This window comes from Staphylococcus petrasii (assembly GCF_002902565.1).
GTDB lineage: Bacteria > Bacillota > Bacilli > Staphylococcales > Staphylococcaceae > Staphylococcus > Staphylococcus petrasii.
Map to the genome: position 1 here is coordinate 35,765 of NZ_PPRC01000006.1, position 15,332 is coordinate 51,096.

The 15,332-nt window shown below is 33.2% G+C and carries 15 protein-coding genes and 1 tRNA gene; 11 read left to right on the forward strand and 5 right to left on the reverse strand.

Annotation, left to right across the window (positions count from 1 at the left end; translation table 11 throughout):
• Positions 1–51: 51 nt before the first annotated feature.
• A tRNA-OTHER gene (locus CD127_RS01155) sits at positions 52–141 on the reverse strand.
• 220 nt (positions 142–361) lie between these two features.
• Here CD127_RS01155 and CD127_RS01160 point away from each other — a divergent pair.
• Entirely contained in the window at positions 362–1,228 is an 867-nt protein-coding gene (locus tag CD127_RS01160; protein ID WP_103365446.1) for a trypsin-like serine peptidase, read from the forward strand.
• 192 nt (positions 1,229–1,420) lie between these two features.
• Positions 1,421–2,347, forward strand: coding sequence for a hypothetical protein (locus tag CD127_RS01165; protein ID WP_103365447.1), 927 nt, complete (start codon positions 1,421–1,423; stop codon positions 2,345–2,347).
• A 58-nt stretch (positions 2,348–2,405) separates the two neighbouring features.
• On the opposite strand, the gene CD127_RS01170 is transcribed toward CD127_RS01165, so the two are convergent.
• On the reverse strand, positions 2,406–3,272 hold the full coding sequence (locus CD127_RS01170) for a hypothetical protein (protein ID WP_103365448.1): 867 nt from the start codon (positions 3,270–3,272) through the stop codon (positions 2,406–2,408).
• A 181-nt stretch (positions 3,273–3,453) separates the two neighbouring features.
• Positions 3,454–4,305: an oxidoreductase gene (locus CD127_RS01175; RefSeq protein ID WP_103365449.1), complete on the reverse strand. Its 852-nt coding sequence runs from the start codon at positions 4,303–4,305 to the stop codon at positions 3,454–3,456.
• Positions 4,306–4,621: 316 nt separating this feature from the next.
• Here CD127_RS01175 and panB point away from each other — a divergent pair, with 316 nt between their 5' ends.
• The 4 genes from panB to CD127_RS01195 all read left to right on the forward strand — a co-directional run bounded on the left by panB (position 4,622) and on the right by CD127_RS01195 (position 7,461).
• A complete protein-coding gene (gene panB, locus CD127_RS01180) occupies positions 4,622–5,449 on the forward strand; it encodes a 3-methyl-2-oxobutanoate hydroxymethyltransferase (RefSeq protein ID WP_103365450.1) in 828 nt (275 codons plus the stop codon).
• Entirely contained in the window at positions 5,433–6,287 is an 855-nt protein-coding gene (panC, locus tag CD127_RS01185; RefSeq protein ID WP_103365451.1) for a pantoate--beta-alanine ligase, read from the forward strand. Before panB ends, panC begins: the two co-directional genes overlap by 17 nt.
• 3 nt (positions 6,288–6,290) lie before the next feature.
• Positions 6,291–6,674, forward strand: a complete 384-nt coding sequence (gene panD, locus CD127_RS01190; protein ID WP_103298828.1) for an aspartate 1-decarboxylase — start codon at positions 6,291–6,293, stop codon at positions 6,672–6,674.
• Positions 6,675–6,858: 184 nt separating this feature from the next.
• Positions 6,859–7,461 carry a hypothetical protein gene (locus CD127_RS01195; RefSeq protein ID WP_103365452.1) on the forward strand — a complete coding sequence of 201 codons (603 nt, stop codon included), beginning with the start codon at positions 6,859–6,861 and terminating at the stop codon, positions 7,459–7,461.
• A 120-nt stretch (positions 7,462–7,581) separates the two neighbouring features.
• Here CD127_RS01195 and CD127_RS01200 read toward each other — a convergent pair whose 3' ends face one another.
• Positions 7,582–8,265: a M15 family metallopeptidase gene (locus tag CD127_RS01200; RefSeq protein ID WP_103365453.1), complete on the reverse strand. Its 684-nt coding sequence runs from the start codon at positions 8,263–8,265 to the stop codon at positions 7,582–7,584.
• A gap of 159 nt (positions 8,266–8,424) precedes the next feature.
• On the opposite strand from CD127_RS01200, the gene CD127_RS01205 reads away from it, so the two are divergent.
• Positions 8,425–9,288, forward strand: coding sequence for a hypothetical protein (locus tag CD127_RS01205; protein ID WP_103365454.1), 864 nt, complete (start codon positions 8,425–8,427; stop codon positions 9,286–9,288).
• Positions 9,289–9,476: 188 nt separating this feature from the next.
• Positions 9,477–10,043, forward strand: a complete 567-nt coding sequence (locus CD127_RS01210) for a DUF805 domain-containing protein (RefSeq protein WP_103365455.1) — start codon at positions 9,477–9,479, stop codon at positions 10,041–10,043.
• Between the two features lie 134 nt (positions 10,044–10,177).
• Here the strand turns inward: CD127_RS01210 and CD127_RS01215 are convergent, their stop codons facing one another.
• Positions 10,178–11,788 (reverse strand): MutS-related protein, encoded by a 1,611-nt coding sequence (locus CD127_RS01215; protein ID WP_103365456.1) that lies wholly within the window; start codon positions 11,786–11,788, stop codon positions 10,178–10,180.
• A gap of 240 nt (positions 11,789–12,028) precedes the next feature.
• Here CD127_RS01215 and CD127_RS01220 point away from each other — a divergent pair, with 240 nt between their 5' ends.
• From CD127_RS01220 to CD127_RS01230, 3 genes are all read left to right on the forward strand, one after another.
• Positions 12,029–12,433, forward strand: a complete 405-nt coding sequence (locus CD127_RS01220; RefSeq protein WP_103365457.1) for a DUF2992 family protein — start codon at positions 12,029–12,031, stop codon at positions 12,431–12,433.
• Positions 12,434–12,675: 242 nt separating this feature from the next.
• Positions 12,676–13,965, forward strand: coding sequence for an arsenite efflux transporter membrane subunit ArsB (gene arsB / locus CD127_RS01225; RefSeq protein ID WP_103365482.1), 1,290 nt, complete (start codon positions 12,676–12,678; stop codon positions 13,963–13,965).
• An 86-nt stretch (positions 13,966–14,051) separates the two neighbouring features.
• Positions 14,052–15,293: an ArgE/DapE family deacylase gene (locus tag CD127_RS01230; protein WP_103365458.1), complete on the forward strand. Its 1,242-nt coding sequence runs from the start codon at positions 14,052–14,054 to the stop codon at positions 15,291–15,293.
• The last annotated feature ends 39 nt before the right edge of the window (positions 15,294–15,332 follow it).

Sequence of the window (15,332 nt, forward strand, 5' to 3'; positions counted from 1 at the left end):
TACATAATAAAAAAGACTTGTAAGAATGTGTTTCTTACAAGTCTTTGGTAGCGGAGGGGGAAGGATTTGAACCAACGCGAGCTAAAAGCTCCTACCAACCATAAATGGTTGGCCTCTTAAGCCAGGCTTGAGTACCCCTCCATGACAATACTTAAGTATCATACTATATAAAATAGTTTTTGTAAATAAATATGAATTAAATGTAAATATCGAGTAAATTCAAATAATTTTTAAATTTTTAATAAAAAGACGCATTGTGTCCCAGATATGTAATATAATAATAGTGAAAATTTTTAAATAATTATTATGAAATTGAGTTGAAATGTTCATTTTAAAAAAGAAAGGGATTAGGGGACAGATTATGTGGAAATCTAAATTCGGTAAATCATTAATTGCTAGCGCTATTATTGGCGCAACAGTATTAGGCTACACTGGACATCACGATGAAGCAAAAGCAATTGAAACAAACTATTATTATGACGGAATACAATCAAGCGGTTATCAAGCATATTTAAAAGCTAAGAAAATTAGCAATAATAATATTTCTATTCAATATTATCCAAACGCTGCACAAAATAATTTAAAAGCAGTTGGACGTGTTTCAAACTGGAATGGTTGGAAAGTAGAAAAGCCAGAATATAAAGGTCAAGACTCAATGGGTACTGGTACAGTCATTGGTGCACATACATTTATTACAAATGCACATGTTATTGATGATCGTTTTGGTAGAGCGGCCGCACCTAAATATATTAAATTTCAAATGAATCGTGATGGAAACCGTATACCTTATTCGTTCCAAGCGAGTGAAGTTATTAAAGTACCTCAATATGACATTGCTATTGTACATACAAAAGAAAATATGGCGAAATATGTTAAACCAGTTCGTATCGCGACAGATGCAGAAATTAATAAATTGAAATTCAATACACCACTTTATTCATTAGGCTATCCTTGGCAATATGGCGATAACACTAAACCATATTTTAATAAATTACGTGTGACACAATTTTCATCTAATGGTACTGAAATTCAAACGAAAGATATCTTTAGATCGGGGGCTTCAGGTTCTCCAATGTTAAATAGTAGTTTTAATACAATGTATGGCTTAAGAACGTATGGTTATAACTTAATGGGCGGTTCATCAGATGCTTATGCGAAACAAGAAATGTCTGGTGGGGAATCATTTAAAGGTTATGCTGGGAATTTTGTACGTCAGCACATTAAATAATATGATTTTATAACTGATAGGGCACGCTTGCTGGAGTAATCACGAAATGGTGAGTGCTCTGGTGGGTGTGCCTTTTATGTGAAAATTTTGCGTAGCGACGGTTTGTGTCGGTGGTAAAAGTTATAATGGAAGTATGATTAAAAAAGGGGTATTTGGTTCTGCATTTTCAAAAAAAGAGAGAGGGATGGGATGATGAAAAAGAATTATTTGATGGTTGGTGCGTTGACGGGGACGTTGTTGTTGGCGGGTTGTAGTTTGACGGTTAATGGTCCTGGTAAGTCGACGGAGGATAGTAATAAGACGTCGCAGTCAGATAGTAAGGGCAGCGATAATTCGAAATCTGAGGAGTCTAAAAAAACGGATAATAATTCAAAATCGAATGAGAATTCTAAGCAAGAATCAAAGAATAATAATACTGATAATGAGGTACAGAATTTATCTCAAGCGGAGAAATTGGCTTTGGCGTTAGAGGATGGAGCAATTTCGGATTATGCGATTACGGCGGATGAATTGAGAAATCATTCTTATACGACAAAAAGTTTTGACGGTAATCGTCAACATCATATTGATACTTATTATATGGAACATTTGGGCGCTGGTATTGAAGGTGCGCCTAGTGATATGAAGTTTTATAATGGTCGACCAGCTAAGGGTAATTTCTCGACGCTTGTGGGAATTGGGAATGATAAGATTTTAATTGCTGGTACTCAAAGTCCTGGTGATTATCAATCATTTGTAAATTCTCAAGCTGGTAATGAATTAGATATTCACGATTTGTATGAGAAATATGGCAATAATTCTGATTATAAAGAGATAGCGAAACAGATTTCATTTAGCCAGGCACCACAGACTAATGAGGCTGAAGACGAAGATACTGATCAATCTAGTAGCGAGTCTAGTGGTGAAAAGGTAACGCGTGCGAATGTGATTGATAAGGTTGAGGATTATGAAGGACATAAGTTAGATACCTCTACTTATACTTATAAGGAGCCTGAACAAAAATCTAATGGGGATTGGGGCTTCTCATTTGTTGATAAAAATGGTGATTTAGCGGGTTCATATATTGTTACAGCTGATGGAGATGTAATGAAATATGATGAAAATGGAGATCCGGAATAAATTTGAATAAATAGAGCAGAGGGAGTGGGACAATAATAAAATGTCTCACTCCCTCTCTTTAATGTTCATAGGTTTGTTTGATTTCATCTAATCGTTGGATGAAACTATCGATATATGATTGTGGTTCTAGCATTTTGGCTAATGGTGCTAATTGGTAAGCGATGTAATAGGCGTCGTATCTTGTGCAATTGACCCAGACTAATAATTTTTTATCGTAGCGTTCCACTACTTCTTTGATTGAAAATTGTTGTTGGAATTGGTTCCAAATTTGTTCGTCTATCTCAAATAAAACAGGGTTTGATGCACAATCTTTGATAAATTTTGATTCGAGTACTTTAATCGATTGGATATCGCGTACAGATATAGTGTAAATCGTATGTTTTTCTTCATAAGTAAACCAATAATCGAAATGCATGTATAAAATAGATAATGGTTTAATAACAAACTTTCGGTCCTTCACTTCAATACGGACTAAGTTTTTATTAACAATGGCTTTTTGAAGTGCTATTAATAATTTGCCTGGTAATAGTTCTTGTCGAACTTTGAATTGATTTAACATTGTCATTAGTACGTGTTTATCCGCAAGTTTAAGTGAAGAGATAGAGCTCGAAAGAAATTTATAAATATCATAATGTAATATTGGCGTTAAACTTTGAAGTTTAATTAATAAGCTTAAAATACCTAAACTATGTTTAGAGCTAGTGTCTTGTTTGAGCTCATAACCATTATGTTTGTGATTATAGACCACACGTGTATTAGTATGATTCCAATAAACACTTTCATAGAAAAAAGTATTAATTGTATTAATATCACGTTGAATAGATTTTTTACTGACATCTGTGAAATTACGTATATCATCTTGTGTAACGATACGACCATTAAGAAGTAATGTAAGTAGGTTAAGTATACGACTCGATTTATCCAAGAATTTTGTCCCCTTTTTATCGAAAGTAAACTTACTTTAAAAATTATTTATATCGTACCATATTATTTTTGGTATGTGTATAATTCCAAAATTAAAAAATTGTGGCAATTAATGGAAGTTTGGTGAAAAAATAGAAATAGAGGATAATGAATGATTAAGCATAAATTATCCTCTATTTTTATTACTGTTGTGTAAGAGATTGATGTGAAAGTAAAAGTGCATAAATTGTATCAAGATGTGGCGTGCTAAGTTGATGTTTTCTTGCTTGGCGATAGATAAATCCTTGAATCGCTTCTACTTCAAGCGGTTGGTTTGCGATAACGTCATAATACATACTTGTTCCCATGTGATCAGGATAGCCTGCATAAATGTTCATAATATCTTCGACAATAGTATTTGAAAAATGAACACCTTCTGCTTTCGCCACTTGTGCTCCTTCTGTTAACAACTTTCTACATAGAGTATTTATTTCGTTAATTTTTAATATTTGGGCGGTATTCCTGCCTAGTGCAGTTATTGAATTAATCCCTAGATTAACGAGTAATTTATACCATATTTTTTCTTCAATATTCTCTTCTAAAACAATCTCTATTTTTGTATTATCTAGGACTTTCTTTAATTCTGTAGTGTGTGCGTCTTGTTGTAAGTGTAGGCGATAGTCTCGGAAATGTGTGACTTCGTCTCCTGTCTTTTGTCCGCTGATATAGACCACGGCTTGATAGGTGTGTTTGAAAGGAAGCTGTGAGAGTAGACCATAGCCATTTTGAGCCAAAATAAAAACTGTTTCTTTATGCGCAAGATGATGAAGTTGCGGAATCAAGGCCTCAAGTTGATGGGTCTTCACGGCAATGATGATGGTGTCGAAAGTCGTATTTGTTTCTTTAATATCTTGGACTTGGATGGTTTGGTTAGCTGGATGAATGGTCATTTGTTTAGATGTACGTCCAATAAGAGTGACGTTTGGCAAGGTTTGTTTGAGTTCATGTGCAATGATTGTTCCTACTGCGCCAGCGCCGATAATCGCAATGTTCATGGGTAACGTTCCTTTCCTAAAAAAGATATTTATTATTATACAATTTTTATTGTTGGAAAATGTGGTTATTTTAATAAACGAAGTACTGTAATTATGTGAATGTTGAATTTACACTTTTATTGAAAATGAATTTTTGTGTTGAAATAATAAACACTATGTTATTTAATAATTAGTTGAAATAGTGTATTAGCTATTTTGAAGAAACTTTTTATGGCGAAATTTTAAATTTTGAGAGTAATTTAGAGTATTATTACGCATAAGGCTATATAATAAATTTTATTATAAATGAACTCATACTATAGGAGATTTTGAATAAATGAAAAATTTAGCGAAATTAGTAGAAATGAAGCAAAATAAAACGAAAATTTCGATGATTACCGCTTATGACTATCCTAGTGCGAAACAAGCACAAGAAGCATGTGTAGATATGATATTAGTTGGAGACTCACTTGGCATGACGGTGCTAGGGTATGAAACCACAACTCAAGTCACATTAAACGATATGATTCACCATGGTAAAGCAGTACGACGTGGCGCAGACGATACGTTTGTAGTCGTGGATTTACCGATTGGAGCGGTGGGCGTAAGTGATGAGCATGATTTGAAAAATGCGATTACGTTATATCAAGAAACAAATGCGAATGCGTTAAAAGCTGAAGGTGCTCATTTAGTAAGTTTCATTAAAAAATCAACTCAAATCGGTATTCCTATCGTGGCACATTTAGGATTAATGCCTCAAAGTGTTGGCGTAATGGGTTATCGTTTACAAGGTGGAACGAAAGACGCTGCGGAACAATTGATCCAAGAAGCACAAGCGGTTCAAGAAGCTGGCGCTGTAGCATTAGTACTTGAAGCGATTCCTAGTGATTTAGCTGGGCTTATTAGTCAACAGTTAGACATTCCAGTTATTGGCATTGGTGCTGGTAAAGACACAGATGGTCAAGTATTGGTGTATCACGATATGTTAAATTATGGTGTTGATCGTTATGCTAAATTTGTGAAACAGTTTGCTGATTTTTCAGTAGGTGTTGAAGGTATTAAGCAATATGACGAAGAAGTAAAAGCTGGCCTTTTCCCAGCAGAAGAACATACGTATAAGAAGAAAATATTGGATGAGGTAAATAGTGATGACACAAGTAATTAAGACTGTGAAAGAGATGCAACAAATCACGCGAGACTTGAAACGCTCTGGCAAATCAATTGGATTTATACCAACGATGGGCGCGTTGCATGAAGGACATTTAAGCATGATGCGTCGTTCTGTAGAAGAAAATGATGTTACTGTCATTAGCGTATTTGTGAATCCGTTACAATTTGGTCCTAATGAAGATTTCGATGCGTATCCACGTCAAATTGAGCAAGATGTGGCGTTAGTTAAAGAAATTAATGTTGATTACGTTTTCCATCCAGAAGTTGAAGAAATGTATCCAAACGAATTAAGTGTGACGTTGAAGGTGGGACGTCTAGCGGAAGTCTTAGAAGGCGCACAACGTCCGGGTCATTTCGATGGTGTAGTGACGGTTGTAAACAAATTATTTAATATTGTAAGTCCGGATAAAGCTTATTTTGGAAAAAAAGATGCGCAACAACTCGCTATTATTGAAAAAATGGTAGAAGATTTTAATCATCCAATTGAAATCATTGGAATCGATATTGTACGTGAAGACGATGGCTTAGCACGAAGTTCACGAAATGTGTATTTAACAGAAAGTGAACGTCAAGAAGCTGTTCATTTAAGCAAAAGTTTAAAATTGGCTAAGTCTTTATATGAAGAAGGCGAACGTCGCAGTAATAAAATTGTTGGTGCCATTAAAACGTATTTAACTGAAAATACAAACGGTCATATTGACGAAGTTGCGATTTATAGTTATCCAGAATTAGAAGTTGTCACTGACATTGAAGGACAAATCTTTATTTCTTTAGCTGTTAAATTTTCGAAAGCACGTTTAATAGATAATATAATTTTAGGAAGTGGAAAGTAAGTTATGATTAGAACAATGATGAACAGTAAGATACACAGAGCACGTGTCACAGAATCTAATTTAAATTATGTTGGGAGTATTACAATTGATGCAGATATTTTAGATGCGGTTGATATTTTGCCTAATGAAAAGGTAGCTATCGTTAACAACAACAATGGTGCACGTTTTGAAACGTATGTAATTGCAGGCGAACGAGGTAGTGGTAAGATTTGTTTGAATGGTGCAGCTTCTCGATTGGTCGAAGTAGATGATGTTGTAATCATCATGACATACGTTCAATTAGATGAACGTGAATTAATTGATCATGCGCCAAAAGTAGCTGTTATGAATGAAAAGAACGAAATTATTCAAATGATTCATGAAAAAGAAGGCACAATTATTAAATAAATAAGTGAGACGGCAGTCTTAAAAATAAGTGTTTGAAATTCGAGGGGAAGCATAAGGGACTTTCCTTCGAATTTTTTTAATGTTTTAAAATGCCTTTATTCTTAATATAAAAAGTGAAATAATAAATATAAAGGTTTTAGACAACTATTTGTATTTGGAATTTTATGTTTTAAGGATGGTTATTTTGCGTTTTAAAAAGTTTTTAGTCGTACCGTTATCATTGTCATTATTTTTAGGAGCATGTGATATTAATATTAATTTTGATAAGAAAAAGAGTAATGGTAATGATCATAAAAATACTCAACAACAGACAAATAATGGCTCTCAAAATGAAGCGTCTCAAAATAATAATCAGACATCAAACCCTATTTCAATTGAAGAAGCTAAACAAATTGCTTACGAAACGTTGGAAAATGGAGACGGTTCATTTTTTAAAAAGAGTGATCTTAAATACAGGGAAGATAAAAGTGATGACAATCAAATATTTATAGAAACTCCATTATATGGCATTAATGGTTCTGTAAAAAGTCATGTGGTACTTAACAGATATACAGGTGGGGTCATTGAACAAGATGGGGGTCCTCCAGCGCCAGATGGTCCTTTACGTCCAGAAAATGGAAAAATCGATAGTGAAACTTATAACTTATTGGTTAAATACTATAATAATTATGTTTATCGTCAAGGGGACCCAGTTTATGAATATAGTGATCAACCTGTCTCAATTGAACAATATAATAAAGTAAGCAAGAGAGTTTGGGACTATATCGAAAAAAATATCAATCAATAAAATCAATATATAAGTTATGAATGTTGTTGTAAATAAACGTAGATACGTAAAAGCGCGTTACCACTATAATTATTTCAATTATAGTGATAACGCGCCATTTTATATTCAACAAATAATTTTCTATTTTAACCCTAAATATTCTTCTAAAGATTTACCTGATTTATACACTTTAGTAGCTGTGTCTTTACCTAAATAACGTAAATGCCAAGGTTCATATTGATAACCTGTAATTTTTTCTTTTCCTTTAGGATATCTTACAATAAAACCGAATTTATGAGCGTTTTTCGCTATCCATTTACCTTCTTTAGTATTTCCAAAGCTTTCGTATAAATTTTTATTTGAACCTACAGCGCCGACATCGTATGTTAAACCAGTTTGGTGTTCAGAATGACCTGGGCGTGCGCTATATTTATCAGCCGCTTTTTTACCATCTCGTGCAACATATTGATTATAAAGTTGTACTTGAGTTTGGTAATTTCTAAAACCGCTAATTTTATATAAATTGATTCCTTCCTTACGTGCTTGGTTAAACATTTTTTGTAATGCTTGTTGAGATTCTGGTTTTTCTCCTGGATTAAAACTAGAAGGAAGACTGATTTCTTTATTAACAATTAAGATATTATCAATGTATGTACATCCATTTTTTGTAACTCTTTTATGATTTTTTTGTCCATTTTGATTCCCGTTAGATTTATCGCTTTGTTGTTTAGTGTCATTTTCCGACATAGCTTTGCTATTTGAATGATTAGAACAAGCCGTTAATATTAACGCGCTAGATACTAATGCTGTGAAAAACTTTTTCACTTTAACATCCCTTTCTAGTTATTTTTATAAAAGATACTGACGTTATTAATACAAATAAGCGTAGGTAAAGCAAAATTTATATTTAACTTAAGTTAAAATTATTGTATAAATAAAGTATAATATGTTTATTCAATAATGTGAACATTAAAGGAGTAATGGATGAAGAAATTTTTATTTTTAAGTGGTGCGCTTTTAGTATTATTAACGGCTTGTAGTACAAGTGATTCTTTTAAAGAAGATAAAGATAAATCTCATGCAGAACAAAAGGATACTCAATCTAAAAAAAGTGACGCCAAAACAACTACGATTAATACAGCTAAATTGTCTGAAAAGGCAAAATTAGCTTTAGCATTTTGTGTTGAGGATGCTGAGCAATATACACTAACTAAAAATGAAATTTTAACTGGTATTTATGAATATCGATTATCAACAGGTAAAAAGATTCTTAAATTAGTTGATTTTACGTTGGTTAAAGTTAAAGATCCAATCAACAATGCACCTGAAGATATGCATTTCTATACGGTCTATCCAGATAAGGGGAATTTTAAAGCGTTAATTGGGGTTAACAAAGATAAAATCTTTATAGGACGCATGAAAAAAGATGTGGAAGATTATAATGAGTTGCTAGCTAAAGGTGAAGAGGTAGATTTAAAAGATGTTTATCTTAAAAATAAAGGAAATAAAGCTTTGCCTGAGTTAATAAGTAAAATGAATATCTCAAATACTCCACCAAAGGATGAAGAAGATAACGGCAATCCACTTTCTGACAAAAACTTAGAAAAATCTGGGGTGGTAAATACGCATTTCCGTACTCAAGCGTATCAACTTATTTCTGATTTTGAAGATATTCCCGTAAGTAAAACGAATTACATATGGGATGATGTTAAACCAATAGGCAATAAAGGTGATTGGAAAGTCAATTATCGCAATAAAGATGGCGAAATCTTAGGTACTTACGTTATGAAAAAAGGAAAGATATCTAAACTTGATCCTAATGGCAAAGTGATAAAACAGGAAAAATAAAATAATAGATATTGAGGCTCAGAAACAAGATTAATTGTCTTTCTGAGCCATTATTTTATCTTCATGTTTTTCTTTAAAAACTTATAAAATGAATGTCAAAATAATATATAATTTTTTATTTTTTACTATTACTTTTAATGAATTCTGCATATGATATGATGAAGGAAAAGGATTAAAGGAGAGATAAAATGAATCCTAAAGTGACGTTCGGTCAAGCCTTTAAGCTATTTTGGAAGAATTACTTTAATTTTAAAGGCCGTTCAAGACGCAGTGAGTATTGGTTTATGCAATTATGGCACTTAATTTTTTATATTCCTGCTTTAATTGTTTATTATGTAGGTCTTGTTTCCTTTATACTAGCATTTATAACAAGTATAAAAGAGTTCATGATTATTGGGGTAATTTTGTTACTTTGTGCAGGATTTTACTTACTTATTTATTCTTTAGTTATTGTTACTCCACAACTTGCTTTAACAGCGAGACGCTTTCATGATACGAATCGTACTATGTTTATACCAGTGCTCCTTTTAGTTTTAAATATTATAGGATTTATAATTCAATTATTTATTGATATTATCGATCCTGATCTTGACAACGGTTGGGGTTTAGGTTTTGTATTAGTATTTAGTTTAATTTCATTTATTTTAGGTATTTATCAACTTGTAATTACTTGTTTCAATAGTAAATTTGAGAAAAATAAATACGGTGAAAGCCCTAAATTTAAAAACTTAAAACCTCACCACGAAGAAGTTTAAGCATTTAAAAAGTGCCCCTATAAGTTATTTGTGAAAATTAGCTTATAGGGGCATTGTTATAAACTTTTATAATATATCTACTTAATTCCTAGAAAATGTTTTACATGAAACAATTTGAAATTTGAGACGTGAAACTACAGTTTTTCAACTTGTTGTTTCGCGTTTTTATATATCTTATTTGGAAAATGCGTGATACGTAATAATTCAATCGCATTACGCGTATTAGCTTTACCTTCTTTAATCTTATAGTCAAAGTAGATTTCATTATTTTCAATAGATTCATTGAAATGATAATTATGATAGTCAGGTTGTAATAACTCTGATAGCTCAATATCATGAGTCGCTGCGATGACTCTATAATCGAGTTCTTTATCCAAATAGCTAAGTACAGATTCTGAGGCTGCAATACGTTCCGTTGTATTTGTGCCTTTAAAGATTTCGTCGATAAAGCAATAAACCGGCATATCCGTTTCAATATCAAATAAGCGTCGAATTGATTTAAGCTCGGCCATAAAGTAGCTGTCGCCTGATAGCACGTCATCGGCATTTGCCATGGAAGTATAGACTAAACCGGGTTGATAGCTAAACTTGTCAGCTGTTGCAGTTTCGATAGATTGGGCGAGTATAAGGTTAATTGCTACAGATTTCATAAATGTTGATTTCCCTGATGCGTTTGAACCAGTTAATAGAATATTGTGGTCGATGTTGAGATCGTTTGGGACTGCATTTTCCAATAAAGGATGAACTAAATTGGTAAATTCTATCTTCTTTTTTTCTGAAAAGGCAGCCGGCTCACAGTAGGTGTCTAGGGTGCGTCGGTACATGGCTAGCGAATAATGATTGTCTAGGGTGCTTACGTAGTCATAGCAGGCTAGCACTTCGTCTTGATATCTAAAATAAGTGTGTTGGATGATATGGAAGAGGAAGTAATCCACCATGAATGCCAGCTTCAGCATCATGACGAAAGCGCCACCGATGTCTTGGTCACCAACTGTGCCGAGTAGGCCACTAAATAAACGAGCGCCTTTAAAGTGATTGAAGTTGGTTTTAACTTCAGGTGTGCCTTCTATTTGGTCAAGATAATATCCTTGTTTAAGCACGTTAGCTGTATAGAATAAGGACTTTAGGTCTTGGTCATAAGTTCGTTTTAAGGTGCCTGAAAGCACTATATTGAGTAAAACTGCAAAGATTGTTATTAGGACGCCGGTTGATGGAGAAAATAACATTATTAATAATCCTAAAATAGGTAGGAATGGGCATATCATAAATAAATTATTGCGTTTAATCGGCTTAAGTTGATCTGGGAAGATTGGATAGACGACTTTACCAATTAGAGCTAAGCGATATGAGACGCTATTACGAAACTGCGTATCATTATTGAATTGATCTAATAGTTGTTTATTATTTGTTTGGAACATGTGGCGTAAAGTGGCGTACCACTTCATTTCGCCAATTGCGGTGAAGTTAAAGTTACTACGATGAAATATTTCTTCAAGATTTAAGTCTGACCACGTTTTATCATCTATGAAAGTACGTTCAGGATATGTATCGCGTCTGAGTTTAAATTGATAATCAAAGCGAGAATTTGGACGCACAAATGTTTCTAAAGGACGTTTATTCTGCCACAAATATTGAATTTTGGAGATTAGCTTTCTTTTCTCAGAAATTGAAATCACAATGTTAACAATTATTCCTAAAATGATGATGCCTAATACTAAAAGCGCATAAGTCTGATAAATATTCATAATTAACTCCTTAATTATTTAATTCACTTATATAATTATTTCATAATAAGATGTAATTAACAAAAAATATATAAATTAAAATGAGACATTGGTTTCATTGAATGAATTAGTTATGCTTAAAGAGAAATGTAAAAACACAATTGGGTTGGTAGTCCCAATGCAAATGTAAAAATTTGTCAGTAACCTTCCTCCTCAGGTCGTCCCTCATTTCAAGTTATACATTAAGAGGAGGGACACTCATTGGAATTATCAATATTTCATGATGGTCAATTTTTTATAGGCTTGGTTGAATATAGGGAAGAAGATAAAGTTAAATTTGTAAAATTCACCTTTGGAACTGAACCGAATAGTAAGGATATTTTTAATTTTATTCATAATTGCTTAGATGAACTGATGAATCAAACTAAAGTATCGGTTATTAAAAAGAAACCGAAAAAAGTTAATCCTAAACGGTTACAGAGACAAGTGGCTAAGGAACAAAAGCAAACTAAGTCTTCTACTTATGCGCAACAAGCAATTAAAAAAGAGCAAGAAATTAAAAAATTAGAGAGCAAAAAGAAAAACAAATTACAGAAAGAAAAGACGAAAGCTCATAAACGACAGCTTAAAGTGCAAAAAACAAAGCAAAAGAAAAAAGGTCATTAAGTCATTTGGTAAGTAATTTGTAAAAGTTTCGATAATAAGACTTCGAACATTGTATATGTTGGAGGTCTTTTTTTTGATTATTGAAGTCTAAGAGCACAAAGCCTGATAGATTTAAAACTCTTGCTCATGATATGCTTAGTTGTGATATAGGAGGACTTGATGGATATGACAGATAAACAATTATCATCAACATTCAATTTAATTAATTATAAAAATGCCCTGTTGCTAGGTGCATGCTTATGATGACATTTCTAGCTATTGCGATTTTTGTCATCACGTTAATTTTTGTAATTTGGCAGCCAAAGGGTTTAGATATTGCCATTACTGCTGTTATAGGGGCAATATTGGCACTTATTACTGGTGTTGTAGGTTGGTCAGATATTGTAGAAGTGACTGGCATTGTATGGAACGCCACGTTAACGTTCGTAGCAATTATTTTAATTTCGCTGATACTCGATGAAATCGGCTTCTTCGAATGGGCTGCTTTACATATGGTGCGAGCATCTAAAGGAAATGGCGTTAGGATGTTTGTATATATTATGCTACTTGGCGCCGTTGTTGCGGCTTTCTTTGCGAATGATGGGGCGGCATTGATTTTAACGCCAATTGTACTCGCGATGGTGCGTCATCTTGGTTTCAATAAGAAAGTTATTTTTCCATTTATTATTGCCAGTGGATTTATCGCTGATACGACGTCTTTACCTTTTACAGTAAGTAACTTAGTGAACATTGTATCTGCAGATTATTTCAATATTGAATTTATTAAATATTTCAGTCGAATGATTATTCCAAACTTATTTTCTTTAGTCGCAAGTATCGTTGTGTTGTGGCTTTATTTTAGAACATCTATTCCGAAGCGGGTGGATACGCAGTCTATTCAAAGTCCAAACACGGCAATTAAAGACCAAAAGCTTTTTAGAATCTCATGGGTCGTCTTAGCAATACTTCTAGTAGGTTATTTAAGTAGCGAATTTCTTCACATCCCTGTGTCATTCATTGCTGGAGGTATCGCGATTATTTTCTTAATCTTGGCACGTAAGTCTCATGCCGTTTCTATTGGAAAAGTTATCAAGGGCGCGCCATGGAATATCGTAATTTTTTCATTAGGTATGTATTTGGTCGTCTTCGGTTTGAAAAATGTAGGAATTACGACGGTATTAGGACAGATTTTTTCAAATATAGCAGAACATGGATTATTCACAAGTATTATGGGCGTAGGTTTTATTTCTGCAATCTTGTCATCGATTATGAATAACCTACCAACCGTTTTAATAGATGCGATTGCTATTCATCAATCTCAAGTTGCAGGCTTACTCAAAGAAGGTATGGTGTATGCGAATGTGATTGGTTCAGATTTAGGACCTAAAATAACGCCAATTGGTTCTTTAGCAACGCTTCTATGGCTTCATGTACTAGCTCAAAAAGACGTTAAAATTTCCTGGGGAATTTATTTTAAAACAGGTATCGTTATTACCATTCCTGTTCTATTTATGACTTTATTAGGTTTATACATTACATTAATTCTCTTTTAAATTAGATAATTTTCTTTAGCTCATTTTACATGATACAGTTTATTTATAATTAAAATTGTATTTATTTTAAAAGGAGTAATGAAATCATGAGCACATTTTCAGAAAAAGAAAAAATTCAAATGTTAGCCGATATCGTCGAAATAAATACAGTAAATGACAATGAAATTGAAGTTGCACGTTACTTGAAGAAATTATTCGAAGATCATGGCATTAATGCAGAAATTGATGAAATAGAAGACAAACGCGTAAACTTAGTCGCTTCTATCGGAGAAGGCAGTCCAGTAGTAGGCGTTTCAGGACACATGGATGTGGTGTCTGAAGGAGACCATAATGATTGGGATTATCCTCCGTTTGAGATGACAGAAAAAGATGGCTTATTGTATGGACGTGGCACATCAGATATGAAAGCAGGTTTAATAGGCTTAGCGATTGCGATGATAGAAATTAAAGAAAGTGGCGCTTTACCTAAAGGCACAATCAAATTCATGGCAACTGCGGGCGAAGAAATGGAACAATTAGGTTCAGCTCAATTATATGAAAAAGGCTATATGGATGACGTAGATGCTTTAATTATTGCAGAACCTTCTGAACAAAATATCGTTTATGCGCACAAAGGTTCAATGGATTTCAAAATTACGTCCAAAGGTAGAGCTGCGCATAGTTCAGTGCCAGTAATTGGACAAAATGCGATTAAACCTTTAATTCAATTTATTCAAAATATAGACGAAGAATATGAACGTATTTCGAAAGAATTAAAATATGAAAAATTAGATTTCTCTCATCTAATAGATCGCCTTCAAACGCAACTTCAAAATAACGATGAACTTGATGAAGAAGAAGTAAAACGCGTGATCTCAGGTTTAGTGATTAGTAATACAATCTTTCACGGTGGTAACCAAGTTAATTCAGTTCCAGACGTTGCTACGGCAGATTTCAATATCAGAACTGTACCAGAATATGACAATAATAAAGTAAAAGAGCTATTTAAAAAATATATTGAAGAAATTAATAAACAGGGCGGACAACTTGAAGAAGATATGTATTTAGACTTAAATCCTGTACTAACAACAGGCGATAATGATTTAATTAAAGTCGGTCAACAAGTTGCTAAAAATATCTTTGGCGAAGATATTGTGGCATCACCAACAGTTGGCGTTACTGATGCTTCTAATTTATTACGTGATAAAGATGAAAACTTCCCATTCTTAATGTTTGGCCCAGGTAATGTGCCTCATCAAGTAAACGAACACGTAGATAAAGAAAAATATCTTAAATTTATCGATTATTACACAGAACTTCTTACGACTTATTTAAAACAACATAATTAAGGTTTACTCAAAATAATAGTTCTAAAGATAAAGGCGGTA